The sequence below is a fragment of the Pseudoruminococcus sp. genome (assembly GCF_047012705.1).
Taxonomy (GTDB): Bacteria; Bacillota; Clostridia; order Oscillospirales; family Acutalibacteraceae; genus Pseudoruminococcus.
The window spans coordinates 283,989-297,755 of the sequence record NZ_JBKXNW010000002.1; the positions used below are offsets into that span (position 1 = coordinate 283,989).

General features: G+C 33.2%; 12 protein-coding genes. 6 read left to right on the forward strand and 6 right to left on the reverse strand.

Features of this window, described 5'->3' with window-relative positions; genetic code table 11:
• The first annotated feature begins 206 nt into the window (after positions 1-206).
• Positions 207-1,358 carry an FtsW/RodA/SpoVE family cell cycle protein gene (locus tag ACLU24_RS03170; protein ID WP_412610259.1) on the forward strand — a complete coding sequence of 384 codons (1,152 nt, stop codon included), beginning with the start codon at positions 207-209 and terminating at the stop codon, positions 1,356-1,358.
• A gap of 57 nt (positions 1,359-1,415) precedes the next feature.
• Here the strand turns inward: ACLU24_RS03170 and nrdG are convergent, their stop codons facing one another.
• The 6 genes from nrdG to ACLU24_RS03200 form a co-directional block, all read right to left on the reverse strand.
• Positions 1,416-1,940 carry an anaerobic ribonucleoside-triphosphate reductase activating protein gene (nrdG, locus tag ACLU24_RS03175; RefSeq protein ID WP_412610260.1) on the reverse strand — a complete coding sequence of 175 codons (525 nt, stop codon included), beginning with the start codon at positions 1,938-1,940 and terminating at the stop codon, positions 1,416-1,418.
• Positions 1,941-2,017: 77 nt separating this feature from the next.
• Complete coding sequence (locus ACLU24_RS03180) at positions 2,018-3,142, reverse strand: ABC transporter ATP-binding protein (RefSeq protein ID WP_412610261.1); 1,125 nt, start codon at positions 3,140-3,142, stop codon at positions 2,018-2,020.
• Positions 3,142-3,846 (reverse strand): YesL family protein, encoded by a 705-nt coding sequence (locus tag ACLU24_RS03185; protein ID WP_412610263.1) that lies wholly within the window; start codon positions 3,844-3,846, stop codon positions 3,142-3,144. Before ACLU24_RS03185 ends, ACLU24_RS03180 begins: the two co-directional genes overlap by 1 nt.
• Before the next feature lie 34 nt (positions 3,847-3,880).
• The gene (locus tag ACLU24_RS03190; protein ID WP_412610264.1) at positions 3,881-4,756 is read right to left on the reverse strand and encodes a carbohydrate ABC transporter permease; all 876 of its coding nucleotides are present in this window, start codon (positions 4,754-4,756) and stop codon (positions 3,881-3,883) included.
• Positions 4,753-5,619 carry a carbohydrate ABC transporter permease gene (locus tag ACLU24_RS03195; RefSeq protein WP_412610265.1) on the reverse strand — a complete coding sequence of 289 codons (867 nt, stop codon included), beginning with the start codon at positions 5,617-5,619 and terminating at the stop codon, positions 4,753-4,755. The genes ACLU24_RS03190 and ACLU24_RS03195 overlap by 4 nt, the downstream gene beginning before the upstream one ends.
• Before the next feature lie 115 nt (positions 5,620-5,734).
• Positions 5,735-7,120: an ABC transporter substrate-binding protein gene (locus tag ACLU24_RS03200; protein WP_412610266.1), complete on the reverse strand. Its 1,386-nt coding sequence runs from the start codon at positions 7,118-7,120 to the stop codon at positions 5,735-5,737.
• A 393-nt stretch (positions 7,121-7,513) separates the two neighbouring features.
• On the opposite strand from ACLU24_RS03200, the gene ACLU24_RS03205 reads away from it, so the two are divergent.
• The 5 genes from ACLU24_RS03205 to ACLU24_RS03225 all read left to right on the forward strand — a co-directional run bounded on the left by ACLU24_RS03205 (position 7,514) and on the right by ACLU24_RS03225 (position 13,484).
• A complete protein-coding gene (locus ACLU24_RS03205) occupies positions 7,514-8,332 on the forward strand; it encodes an amidohydrolase family protein (RefSeq protein WP_412610268.1) in 819 nt (272 codons plus the stop codon).
• 104 nt (positions 8,333-8,436) lie between these two features.
• Positions 8,437-10,806 (forward strand): ABC transporter permease, encoded by a 2,370-nt coding sequence (locus ACLU24_RS03210; RefSeq protein ID WP_412610270.1) that lies wholly within the window; start codon positions 8,437-8,439, stop codon positions 10,804-10,806.
• Between the two features lie 15 nt (positions 10,807-10,821).
• Entirely contained in the window at positions 10,822-11,580 is a 759-nt protein-coding gene (locus tag ACLU24_RS03215) for an ABC transporter ATP-binding protein (protein WP_412610272.1), read from the forward strand.
• A gap of 1 nt (position 11,581) precedes the next feature.
• Positions 11,582-12,262: a response regulator transcription factor gene (locus tag ACLU24_RS03220; protein ID WP_412610274.1), complete on the forward strand. Its 681-nt coding sequence runs from the start codon at positions 11,582-11,584 to the stop codon at positions 12,260-12,262.
• On the forward strand, positions 12,249-13,484 hold the full coding sequence (locus ACLU24_RS03225) for a sensor histidine kinase (protein WP_412610275.1): 1,236 nt from the start codon (positions 12,249-12,251) through the stop codon (positions 13,482-13,484). The genes ACLU24_RS03220 and ACLU24_RS03225 overlap by 14 nt, the downstream gene beginning before the upstream one ends.
• Positions 13,485-13,767 lie beyond the last annotated feature (283 nt).

Consider the following 13,767-nt stretch of genomic DNA (forward strand, 5'->3'; position numbering starts at 1 on the left):
AAATTCCGTTTATTAAAAATCTATCAAATAAGATATTAGTTATGGAAAATATGTGATTATATTCTATGATTAAAAAATTTAGTTGATTTTTCATAATATTACCCTATCCCATTTACAGCTTTCCCCTTGCATAAGTGAAAAACTCGTTATATAATAATGTTTACAAATGATAGACATTACCTATAATAAATGGGGAAGGAGTTTATATGAAAAGAATTTTTGGCTCTGTCTTGACTTATGTTAAAAAAACAGATAAACCATTCTGGCTTTTGACAATAACTGCGTCTATATATGGTTTTCTATTGATTTATAGTCAACAAAGAAGCGGCGGCACTAATTTTCTTAAAACTCAAATTATGGCTGTTGGAATAGGATATATTGCAGCAGTATTTATATCTTGTATAGATTATAGGTTCTATGGCAAGGTTTGGTGGCTTTTTGCAGGTGTAGCAATTTCGTTGACAATACTTGTCTTTTTTATAGGCATACAAATTGCAGGAACAGATGATGTTGGTTGGATTAAAATCGGAAGTATGACATTTCAACCATCTGAATTGACTAAAATATGCTTTATAGTAACCTTTGCAAAACACATTTCAGTTTTGGTTAAATATGATAAGCTAAAAAGTTTTTTTGGTGTTATGACGCTTGTGTTTCACGCAGCAATTCCGATTTTGCTTATTCATATGCAAGGCGATGACGGAACAGCTCTTGTTTTTGGGTTTATGTTCCTGATAATGACATTTGCGGCAGGTGTTCAGCTTAGATATTTCATAGCTTTTTTTGTAGCATTGTGTGTAGCAGCACCTTTGTTTTACACTAAGATTATGAATGATGACCAACGCAACAGACTTCTTGTACTATTTGACCTTGATGATAACAGCTTGACCACATATGGTTGGCAACAATATCAAGGTAAGGTTTCTATTGCTTCCGGAGGACTTTCAGGTGAGGGCTATATGAATGGTCCACGAGTTGCGAAGGATATAGTTCCATATCAAGAGAATGATTTTATCTTCACAGTTGCAGGTGAGGAATTTGGCTTTATTGGCTGTACAATTCTTTTGCTGATTTTACTTTTTATTGTGATTAAAACTATGAGAAATGCACATCTTGCTGATGATGTATTTGGAAAAATGATTTGCTACGGATTTTTCTCAATTATTGCTACTCAGGCGGTTGTTAATATTGGAATGGTTCTTGGAATTTTCCCTGTTGTTGGAATAACACTTCCGTTTTTTAGTTCTGGCGGAACATCAGTTATGTGTCTGTATTTTGGAGTAGGCCTTGTACAAAGTGTGTATATGCACAGGGAGGGTAAACATTCACTAAATAAGCTTCATAGAAATCAAGCTTAAAATAAAACAGGTACAACTCATTTTAGGGTTGTACCTGTTTTTTTATCTAAAGTGTTATTATTTATTTTGCCAAAGCACTACATTTCCGCTTTCAAGCGTTTTTTTCATATCTATTATTCGTTGATTGCTTGAACCTCTGAAACATAGTGAAACATCGTAAAGACTTTCTATGAAAGGGCCGTCGACAAGAACATCAATATTCTCAAGAAGTTCATCTGTAATATCGCATCTCCAATAGCCCTCTGTTTGTAATTCCTTTTCGAGAGTACAGCCGGTATAAAACCATATAGTTTTAGCAGGCAATTCCTTTCTGATACGCTTTATAAAAGGCAGGATTTCTCTTTGGTTTCTAACCTCAAAAGGTTCTCCTCCAAGCACTGTTAAGCCATTTATATATGACTTTGAAAGTGCCTTAATGATTTCATCTTCTGTTTCTTTGGTAAATGGCTTACCATAATTGAAATCCCATGTCTCACTATTGAAACAGTTCTTGCAATGTCTTGTACACCCCGAAACAAAAAGTGAAACTCTGACTCCGGTGCCATTTGCTATATCAGTCTTTTTAATATTGCCATAATTCAAAGCCATCACCGCTTTTCTAAGAATTACAAATTATTATAGCATACTCATCTTAAAAAATAAAGTGTATTATGAGAAGGTTAATCATTATAATAAAGATTTGTTTTCTTTTCCTTATCAAAAATATGCAATGCCTTATTATTAAAACCGACTGTAATTTTATCTCCGGGTTGATAGAAGATAGATTCTGCGTCTGCGTCAAGAGCAGGAATACGAATTGCAGTATCCTTATTATCAATATAAGCGTGAAGATGAACTTCATTACCAAGCATTTCGCTTACTTCTACAATAGTATCAACGGATAATGGACTACCTTGTGGTACTATTGCAAGATTTTCAGCTCTTACACCAAGTATTACCGGCATAGGCTTAACATTATTTTTAGTATAAACTTCCTGCATTTTGTCATTAAGTCTGATAACCATACCTAATAATTTTACAGAATATCCGTTTTCATCTTTGATAAGCTCTGCATCAAAGAAATTCATTTGAGGCGTGCCGATAAAGCCTGCAACAAATATATTTCTTGGGAAGTGGAATACTTCTATCGGAGTTCCGACCTGCTGAATAAAGCCGTCTTTCATAATAACTATTCTGTCGCCGAGTGTCATAGCCTCAACTTGGTCATGAGTAACATAAATAAATGTTGTACCCAATCTTTGATGAAGCTTTGAGATTTCTGTTCTTGTTTGAGCTCTCAATTTTGCGTCGAGATTGGAGAGAGGTTCGTCAAGTAAAAAAACCTTCGGGTCACGAACTATTGCACGACCGATAGCTACACGCTGACGCTGACCGCCTGAGAGAGCCTTTGGTTTTCTTTGCAGGAACTCTGTAATTCCAAGAATCTCCGCTGCTTCTCGAACTCGTCTGTCAATCTCTTCACGAGGTACTTTCCTTAGCTTTATTGAAAAAGCCATATTATTATAAACTGTCATATGAGGATAAAGTGCATAGTTTTGGAAAACCATAGCAATATCTCTATCTTTCGGAGCAACATTATTAACAAGTGTATCGCCTATATATAATTCACCGTCAGTAATGCTTTCAAGACCTGCAACCATTCTCAAAGTGGTTGATTTTCCACAACCTGATGGTCCGACGAATACAACAAATTCCTTATCCTTTATATCAAGATTAAAATCGTGAACAGCTACTACATTGCCGTCATAAACCTTTTTTATATTGCGGAATGACAAATCTGCCATTATAAATCTCCTTCTTTCGTTTTATTATGAGGGGTTATTACATATTTTTCAATCTGTGGCCATGAATTAAATGACGCTGTAAAGTTCATTATTGAAAAACCAAATACTATCGGCAGAAATAATCCTACTGGAAAGTAGCCTATTGCTACAAATATAATTGCTGCCTGAACTATCATTGTAACAAGAGTTCCAAATGGTTTTATGAGATATAGTGCCAAAGCATTTTTTATTATCTGCTTAAGTGATAGGTCAACAGACGCTATCATAACATATACATAATTGGAAATCGCAAAGAACATTATCGCAACCGCCAAAACCAACGCTACAAGAATTGCTGAGAATGTAGAATTATCTATCATCTTTGAGTAAACACCTATTGCAACATATGCAAGAGCTATAAATGCAAGCTGAATTGCTGCAAAAGTTGTATTTTTCTTCCATTCCTGTTTAAAACCCTTCATAAAATCGTCTATTACATATGCCTGTTCATCTCTTGCAAAACGGCTCATAACTCTTGTTAAACCGCCGATTGCAGCAGGGATTGTAACTATTGGAATACAAAAAAGTATAAACAGAAGATTTGCTCCGATTATACGCCAGAAGGCTTCATAAAAAAGCATAAGATATAGGGTTATTCTGTGTTTAGGATAGCGTGTTTTTTTATCATAATCTTTCTGTGGCGCTTTATCCTTTGCGAGTATCATAATTGCTTCATTCCTTTTTATAATCTATTATGTATTATTTAATAGCACCGTCAACAACGCCCTTGATAATCTTCTTTTGTGCGATAAGATAGAAGATAACAACCGGCAGCATTGAGAGTATAAGTGCGGCTGTCGCAATATCCCAGCTACTTGTAAATGTGCTGAAGAATTTACTTGTCTGAAGCGGAAGTGTATACCATGATTGTTCTTTAAGTACAAGGCTTGGCAAGAGATAGTCATTCCAAATCCACATAATCTGAAGAATCGCAACAGTTGTGTTTATAGGAGAGAGAAGAGGGAAGACTATTTTCCAAAAAGTCTTAAACATACTACAACCGTCAATCATAGCAGCTTCTTCAAGTTCCTCCGGAACCCCTTTTATAAATCCGTGATACAGCATAATCGCCATACTGCAGCCAAAGCCCAGATAAGTAAATACTAAGCCGAAAGGATTAAGTATATTAAGACCGTTAAGTGCAAAGGTTGCATCTCCAAGTGTTATTGAAAAAACTTCTTTGCTTCCCATAATAGACATAAGAGGGAGCATTACACACTGAAAAGGTATCAAAAGTGCGACTGCAAAAAGAATAAACATAACCTTTGAAATCTTTGTTTTATATCTGACAAGAACCCATGCTGCCATTGAGGAAAATAGCAGTATCAAAGCCGTAGAAACTACAGTTATCCATACAGAATTCCAAAGAGAATTGAAGAAGTTCATTTTCTCCATAGCTTTTGGGTAGTTATCAAATATAAACGGATTTGGCCAACCAAGAACATCTGTGAGTATACCCCTTTGGTTCTTGAAGGAGTCCATTAAAAGTATAAAAATAGGAAGCAAAAATAAAATCGCTACTAAAAAACCTATTACTATTTTCAGATATTTAAAGAATTTATTTTCACCCGTCATGTTTCTACCTCCGCTCTCTTAGTAGCGATAAGCTGAATTATAGAGATTGTTGCAACTGAGATAAGGAAGATTACTGCCTTAGCCTGTGCATAGCCTGTTTCGTTAGAAACAAACGCCGAGTTATAAATATTCAGTGCAAGCATTTCATTGCAGTGGTTAGGACCGCCCTTTGTAAGTGCAAGGTTTTGGTCGAAAAGCTTGAATGAGTTTGAAAGCATAAGGAAAAGACCAACTGTAAATGCAGGAACAACCATAGGAATTGTTATGCTAAAGAGTCTTCTCCAACCGCCTGCACCGTCTATCGCAGAAGCTTCTATAACGCTGTCTGGAATATTCTGTATTGCGGCGATATAAATAATCATCATATATCCGCCCATCTGCCAGACCATAACTATAAGCAATGCGAAAAATCCTGTTGTGCTGTCTGTCAACCAGTTACGGAAAAACTCCATTCCTGTAGCAGTATAAATTGCATTGAAAACCTGCTTGAAAATAAACTGCCATGCAAAGCCTAAAAGCAAACCGCCTATAAGGTTAGGCATAAAGAATATTCCTCGAAGTAGAGTTGCTCCACGGAATTTCTTAGTTACGAGAAGTGCCAGTGCAAAGCCTACTACATTGATACATATAACAGCTGTTACAGCAAAAAGTGCTGTGTAACCAAAAGAATACCAGAAATTTGAATTATCATTTGTAAAAAGTTTAATATAATTTTCAAAGCCTATAAAATTAGCGTTTCCTGAGCCTTTCCAGTCTGTTAATGAATAGTAGATACCTATAATTGTAGGAATCAGAACTACTATTGCAAAGGAAATCAAACATGGTGCAAGAAAAAGCCAAAAACCCAATTTGGAGCGTTTCATAGTGTTGTTTCCTCCATTTCTTAAAAAACAAAAGAGATGCGATAGACCTATCCACCGCACCCCTTTTAATAATTATTATAAATTTATGTTACGTCGGTTTATTTTTTCGTACTAATTATTTTTTAGCCTCTGCCCAGCCATCTTGTGCTGTTTTAACAACTTCGTCCCAAGTCTTTTCACCAGAGATATATGCCTGAACTGCTGCACCGAATACATTTTGTCCCCAGCCATCAGGTGTGCCCTTAAATACTGCGTTAACTACCTTACCAGAAGAACTAAGATCTACAACTGCTTTTGAAAGTGGATCTGATGGTGTGAGGTCGCCATAGTTATCGAATACTGGAATAAATCCAAAGCTATTTACGATTATATCCTTACCCTCATCACTCTGATAGAGCCAGTTGAGGAAATCTTTTGCAGCGGTCTTTTCAGCATCGCTTGCCTTAGAGTTAACTGTCCAATACTGAGAAAGAATAGAAACCATAGCAGCGTCTTGATTATCTCCGCCGATAGGCATAGGAAGAAGTGTAAGATTTTTAGCTGTTGCTTCATCAATCTTATTGATTTCACCATATGCCCAGTTACCCTGCTGAATAACTGCAACCTTACCTGTTGCAATATCAGGAATAGCGTTGCCTGAATATGTATAGGTTACAGCACCCTTCTTATTATCTGCAAATTCAGAATATTTGAGCATCATATCGGTATAATCTTTATATGTATTGGCATATTTCATTTCGATTGTTTTTGAATTATATGCCTTAAATGGGTCGCCTTCAAATTCAGGAACAAGGAAGATATTTTCTGCATGGTCACCAAGAACCCATGTTTCTGCACCCTGAACGGCTGTTACAGATTTAAGATTCTTACAGCTGTCTACATTTGAAAGAGAACCGTCCTTAATTTTTGCATCAAGTTTTGAGAATGCGTCATCAAAATCTTTCATAGATTTAAGATTTGAAATATCAATACCTGCGTCATCAAAAATCTTCTTGTTTACAACAAGTCCAAGTCCTTCTGTTGAAACCGGCAAGCCATAAACCTTACCATCAACTGTCAGAAGGTCAAGAGAACCCTTTGTTGCGTGGCTAACCCATGGTTGGTCGCTAAGGTCTTCAAGATAATCCTTATAAACTTCATATTCAGATGGACCGATTGCATTAAAGATAGTCGGCATTGTACCTGCGGACATATCTGCTTTAAGAACTGTACCAATATCTGTACCAGCACCGATTGACTGATATGTAATAGTTACATTTGGAGCTACACTCTTATATTTTTCAATAGCTTTTCCAAGCTGCTCATCAATTTCTGCCTTAAACTGCTTAATAGTAATAGTTACAGGTTCATTAGAAGAGGATTTGGAATCTGTGCTGCTTGTAGTTGAACTTCCTCCTGTAGAACTTGTACCATCGCTTTTAGAAACGCTACAACCTGCAAGGGCTGCTGTGGAACAAATAGATGCTACGAGTAATGCTGCTAAGATTTTCTTTACTTTCATTGGTTTTTCTCTCCTTATATAATTTTTTGCGAGTAAAGTTTATTTTACTTTACTGCCCCCTTGCTAAAATTATAGTTTACTTAAACCATAAAAGTCAACCTATTTAAAAGTTTTTATACATTTTCTATATTCAGAGCTGAAAAGCAAGCCAAAACTAAGGCTTTTTCTCTGTTTTGCCGAAAAATTTTCTATTATTGCCAAGTAAAAAGCGTTTTATTTGTGCAATTCGTTCAGTAAATAATATAAATATACTCAAAGCACAATAAGAATATATTTAATATAAACATATTTGATTATTTTGCTTTCGAAAAATTCACTATATTTTACATATAATATTTGACATAAAAATTTTGAAATGCTATCATTTTATAAAATACTCAAGGAAGTGTATATATGATTATTGATATTCATGTTCACATAGGTTCGGCATTAGATTTTAATTTATCTGAAGAAGATGTTTTATATTCGATGAAAACTTATAATATTGATTATGCCATTATTTCAAATATTGATGCTGTTGAATACTCGTCCGATTTAACCGAGTTACCTATTGAAATGCAAAAGCCACAGCTTGAATGTCTTAACGATTGCATTAAAATAGCAAGAAAAAATCCTGATAAATTAGGTGTGGCATTTTGGTTTAAACCACATGCAGAAAGACTTACCCAAGAAATTAAAGATACTGTAAAAGCTAATCTTGACATAATCAAAGCTTTAAAGCTTCACCCTTATTATAGTAAGACCTCAACGGATAGTCCTGAAGTTGAAGAATATCTCCGTTTTGCAGAGAAACTTAATTTACCTATAATAATCCATACCGGCGGCTGTAAAGAGGCAGAACCTATCACTGTATATAATGCGGCAAAGAAATTTCCTAAGGTTAAGTTTATTATGGCTCATATGGGACTTGGCAGTGATAATTCAGAATCGATAAAACTTATAAGCAGTTTGCTAAATTTATATGGTGATACTGCATGGGTACCAATTAAAAGTGCAATTTCTCTTATAAAGAATTCCTCATCAGAAAAACTATTCTTTGGCAGTGATAATCCAATAGATGGCAAAGACACCTATCTTCATAATAAAACTGGAGACCGTAGTCTTTATCAGGAATATTTTAATGAGCTTAAAGAACTTATCTCCGAAAATGACTACAATAATATTATGTATAAAAATGCGGTAAGAGTATTTAATCTTCCTTTTAATATATAAATTTCAGAGCATAACATTTCAGAAATAGAGATGTTATGTTTTTTATTTAATGATTATTTAATAATTGCTATGCTATAATCATTTACAGAAAGCGAGGAGGTAATATGTATTTTAGATTACTGAAAAATGAATTAAAGCGAAAAAAGACGATGAATATTGTTCTTTTGCTGTTTGTAATTTTAGCAGCTATGTTTGCCGCAAGCAGCGTAAGCAATATCATCACCGTCACAAATGGTTTGGATTATTTCTTTGATAAGGCTGGTATGACGGATTATTATTTTATATCATCACAAACAAACGAAAATAATAATTTATCAAAAATTCTTGACGAAGAAAGTTCAGTTTCAAGCTACAAAAAAGAAAATATCATTTTTGCTTCTGCTAGTAGTTTTAAAAATACCGATAATGAAAAATTGACAGATTTTAGTAACCCTGCACTTATAATTTCGATTGATGATGCAAAGTTAAATTATTTTGATAGCAACAATGAAATTATAAATAAGATTGATGAAGGAAAAGTTTATTTTTCCAGTTTTCTTGCAAATAAATCAGGGCTTAAAATCGGAGATAAGCTTAAACTAAATTTATGTGATACTTCACTTGAACTTGAATACGCAGGTATGGCTAAGGACGCTTTTCTTGGTAGTGATATGATTGGAAATCCACGCTGTATTCTAAATGATAAGGATTATCAAAAATTATATGAAAATAAATTGATACATTCAGGCTATCTTGGCGAAATATATTATGTAAATACAGATAATATAAGTGCTTTGGAATCAGCAACTGCAGATTGTGATAATCTTATGTTTCAAGGCTCTGATTCAACCATAAGAGCTACTCATGTTCTGGATATGATTATTGCAGGACTTTTATTAGTTGTAAGCGTATGTCTTATACTTGTATCGTTTGTTGTGCTGAAATTCACGATAGGTTTTACTATTAATGAGGAATTCAGAGAAATTGGTGTTATGAAAGCCATAGGAATTAGAAATAATTCTATTCGTGGACTTTACCTTGTAAAATATCTCGGCATAGCTGTTATCGGTTCTGTAATTGGCTATATTGCAAGTATACCTTTTGGGAATATAATGCTTTCAAGCATTAGTCAGAATATGGTATTAGGTAATGATAATTCCTTTATAATAGGTGTTTTATGCAGCATTGCCGTAATTGGAATAATTATGCTGTTTTGCTGGAGTTGTACCAGAAAAATCAAAAAAATGTCGCCTATTGATGCTGTAAGAAATGGACAGACTGGTGAACGCTTCCGCAAAAAGAGTATTATACATCTTGGTAAAAGCCGACTTGGTACAAATGGTTTTCTTGCTATAAACGATGTTTTAAGCAGTCCGAAGCAATTCTCTATAATTACATTGGTATTTACAATTTGTATATCGCTTGTGATAATACTTGCAAATACTGCAAATACACTTAACAGCGAAAAATTACTTTTCCTTTTTGGTACAACAAAGAGTGATTTATATTTCAATAGTACCAGTAGAGTTATGGATGTAATGGGTGGAAGTAAGACATTTAAAGATGAATATAAAGAAATTGAAAATCTTCTTTCCGAAAACAATATGCCTGGTAAAGTACACATCGAAAAAATGTTCAAAATACCTGTTACATCAAGCAAGACTAAGATTAATGTAATGTTTCAACAGTGTAGTGATACCAAAGCAAGTGACTATACATATAGTCAGGGTACTGCACCAAAATATGAAAATGAAATTGCTATTACAGAACCTATTGCAGAAAGGCTTGGTGTAGGTATAGGAGATAAGGTAAAGCTAAATATCTGTGGTGAGGAGAAAGAGTATATAGTATCTGCACTTTTTCAAAGCTTTTGCCAACTTGGTGATGTTGGCAGACTTCACGAAAGTGTTTCAATTCCTGATAATAAAATAAGTTCATCCCTGGCATTCCAAATTGATTTTGATGATAAGCCAAATAGTAAAGAAATAGAAAACAGAAAAGAAAAGCTTAAAGATATTTTCGATACACAAAAGATATTTGATGCAGAAGAGTTTGTAAAAGACTCTACTGGTGCAGCAGATACTGTAAACGGTACAAAAAACCTTGTGCTTATAATTTCTTTATTGATAACAGCTATGATAAGTATACTTATGGAACATTCTTTTATCACAAAAGAAAAATCAGAAATTGCACTTATGAAAGCAATGGGATTTAAAAGTCGTTCTGTTATTGCACAGCATACATTAAGGTTTGTCATTGTAAGTATTATTGCTGCTATAATTTCATTGGCACTTAGTTTACCACTTACCAAACTTTGCATTAACCCGATATTCTCGTTTATGGGAGCGGTTAGTGGCATAGAATACGAGATTAAACCTTTTGAGGTATTTGTGATTTATCCTATTATAATTTTGGTGTCAATAATTGCAGGCACATTTTTTACATCACTTCATACAAAAGCAATCAAGGCATCAGATACTTCTGATATTGAATAGAAAGGTAGAATATATATGGGAAACATACTTGAAGTAAAAGATTTATGCAAGACTTATATTATAAATAAAAGGCAGAATAATGTTCTCCGAAATGTTAATTTCACTATTGAAAAAGGCGAAATGGTTGCAATTATGGGACCATCGGGTTCAGGAAAATCTACATTACTTTATACCGTTTCAGGAATGGATAAAATGACCGCAGGAGAAGTTATTTTCTGTGGAAAGAATATGTCAGAGCTAAATGAAAATGAACTTGCTAAAATGCGTCTTGACGATATGGGATTTATATTTCAGCAAATGTATATGATGAAAAATCTTTCGATAATTGATAATATAATTTTGCCCGCAGTGAAATCTAAAAAGACAAGCGAAAGTCGAAAAGAAACTCTTAAAAGAGGTCAAGAACTAATGAAAAAACTTGGAATTATAGATATTGCTGATAATGACATAAATGAGGTTTCTGGCGGACAGCTGCAAAGGGCTTGCATATGTCGCAGTATGATAAATTATCCGGATATGATTTTTGCTGATGAACCTACCGGTGCATTGAATCGTAGTTCATCAGAGGAAGTTATGAATGAGCTTACCAATATCAATAATGAAGGTACAACTATTATGCTCGTTACTCACGATGCAAAAGTAGCCGCAAAATGTACGAGGGTTTTATTTATTGTTGACGGCAACATAAACGGGCAGTATAATATAGACAGGAAACATTCTATGCGTGAGAGAGAGCGTGAATTGAATAATTGGTTGATTGAAATGGGTTGGTAAAGTGGTTGATATACTTATAGTTGAAGATAATCGAGAAATTTGCAACTTACTCTGCGATTTTCTTCGTGCAGAAAATTATACTGTCAGCACCGCAAATAATGGGGAAAAAGCCTTGTCACTGTATGAAAAATACGGGGCAAGGCTTGTCCTGCTTGATATAAATTTACCCGGAATTGATGGTTTTGCAGTATGTAAGAAAATAAGAGAAAAAGATAATACCCCTATAATTATTCTTACAGCGAGAGCCGAAAAAGAAGATAAGCTAAACGGAATCATTTTGGGTGCAGATGATTATATCGAAAAGCCATATGATATTGATATACTTATAGCAAAAATTAAAGGTATTTTTAAACGGAGGCTTTCAATAGATATTTTAACTGATGGTAATATTACACTTAATCTCTCTACTGAAACAGTTACAAAAAATGGTAAATCAATAGATATGACAGCTAAGGAATTTGCACTTTTATATTTGCTTATAGAAAATAAAGGAAAAACTCTCAGCAAAGATTATATTTTTAATAAAATATGGGGAACTGAAAGTGAATCAGAACAGCAGACATTGACAGTTCATATAAAATGGCTTAGAGAAAAGATAGAAGATAATCCCAAAAATCCTACAAAAATATTGACAGTGTGGGGAAAAGGCTATCGTTGGGAGAGCAAAAATGAAAACCTTTGATAGATTGATTTTTATATTTGCTGTTATTGGAATCTTATCTCTAATAATTATAAATATTCTGATGTTTCATTCAGATTCTAATAATGATAAAACTTATATGGTAGAAATAAATCGTATTGAAAATCAGCTTTCAGTGAACGAAAATATTAACATTAAAGATTATAATACTATTATTGGTATTTATAAATATGATAAATCTGATGATGAAAACTTATATAAAACTGAAAATAAATATGTAATAAGAAAGATAAATAATAGTTTATATAGAATAGAATATAATGATAATATAACTAATTATGATATAAAAATCCCAATTACAATAAACATTATAATATTTGTAACTTTTGTTTTTGTTGTAGTATTACTTCTATATGTAAGAAAAAATATAATAAAGCCATTTAGTAAGCTAAGTAACTTGCCCTATAACCTTGCAAAAGGAAATCTTACTACCCCTATAAAAGAAAATAAAAGTCGATATTTTGGTAAATATATCTGGGGAATAAATATGTTAAGAGAAACTCTTGAAACTTCCAAAAATCGAGAGTTAAAACATATTAAGAAAGAAAAAACCTTGCTACTTTCGCTTTCACATGATATAAAAACGCCTCTTTCAGCAATAAAACTCTATTCAAAGGCTATTTCAAAATCTGTATATAGTATTGAAAAACAAAGAGAAATAGCTGAGAATATAAATACAAAGGCTGATGAAATAGAGGATTTTGTAGATGAAATAATCAGAAAATCAAGTAGTGAATTTATGTCTTTTGAAATAAATAAAACAGATTTTTATTTATCTGAAGTCATAAACAAAATTTCTGATTATTACACAGAAAAGCTAAAATTACTTAATGTAGCTTTTAAAATAGAACCATATATTAATTGTATGATTTCTGGCGACAGAGACAGACTTGAAGAAGTTTTGCAGAATATAATCGAAAACGCAATAAAATATGGTGATGGCAGATATATTTCTATTTCTTTTTCTAACGAAGAAGATTGCCGCCTTATTACAGTATCTAATAGTGGATGTACACTTTCAGATTCTGAACTTCCACATATATTTGAGAGCTTTTGGCGTGGTTCAAATGTAAAGACTCAACAAGGTAATGGATTGGGACTATTTATATGTCGTCAACTTATGAAAGGTATGAATGGAGATATTTTTGCAGAAATATCTGATGAAAATATGAATGTCACTTTAGTATGCAGAAAAGCTGAATAATTAAATAACTTAAAAAGGGTGTATAAGCTAAGGATGACTTATACACCCTTTTAATATAAGCTGGTTTTTTTATTCATAATTATATTAATTTTTCTAAGTTTTGTGATAGTTAGCTTGAGAAGTATGTTTGTTAGTGATATAATATTTAAGTACGGCTTATTTTTGCTAATAATTTTATTTTTAAATTTGTAAGATTTTATTTGGTGTAGGGGGTACACTAAAATATATCTAAAAATTTCAGAAAAATATGCCTTAATAAAATGATTGGGGGATTATATTGATT

Coding starts and splice junctions, on each gene's coding strand:
- ACLU24_RS03170 (WP_412610259.1), top strand. CDS start 207: ATGAAAAGAATTTTTGGCTCTGTCTTGACTTATGTTAAAAAAACAGAT.
- ACLU24_RS03180 (WP_412610261.1), bottom strand. CDS start 3,142: ATGGCAGATTTGTCATTCCGCAATATAAAAAAGGTTTATGACGGCAAT.
- ACLU24_RS03185 (WP_412610263.1), bottom strand. CDS start 3,846: ATGATACTCGCAAAGGATAAAGCGCCACAGAAAGATTATGATAAAAAA.
- ACLU24_RS03190 (WP_412610264.1), bottom strand. CDS start 4,756: ATGACGGGTGAAAATAAATTCTTTAAATATCTGAAAATAGTAATAGGT.
- ACLU24_RS03195 (WP_412610265.1), bottom strand. CDS start 5,619: ATGAAACGCTCCAAATTGGGTTTTTGGCTTTTTCTTGCACCATGTTTG.
- ACLU24_RS03200 (WP_412610266.1), bottom strand. CDS start 7,120: ATGAAAGTAAAGAAAATCTTAGCAGCATTACTCGTAGCATCTATTTGT.
- ACLU24_RS03205 (WP_412610268.1), top strand. CDS start 7,514: ATGATTATTGATATTCATGTTCACATAGGTTCGGCATTAGATTTTAAT.
- ACLU24_RS03210 (WP_412610270.1), top strand. CDS start 8,437: ATGTATTTTAGATTACTGAAAAATGAATTAAAGCGAAAAAAGACGATG.
- ACLU24_RS03215 (WP_412610272.1), top strand. CDS start 10,822: ATGGGAAACATACTTGAAGTAAAAGATTTATGCAAGACTTATATTATA.
- ACLU24_RS03225 (WP_412610275.1), top strand. CDS start 12,249: ATGAAAACCTTTGATAGATTGATTTTTATATTTGCTGTTATTGGAATC.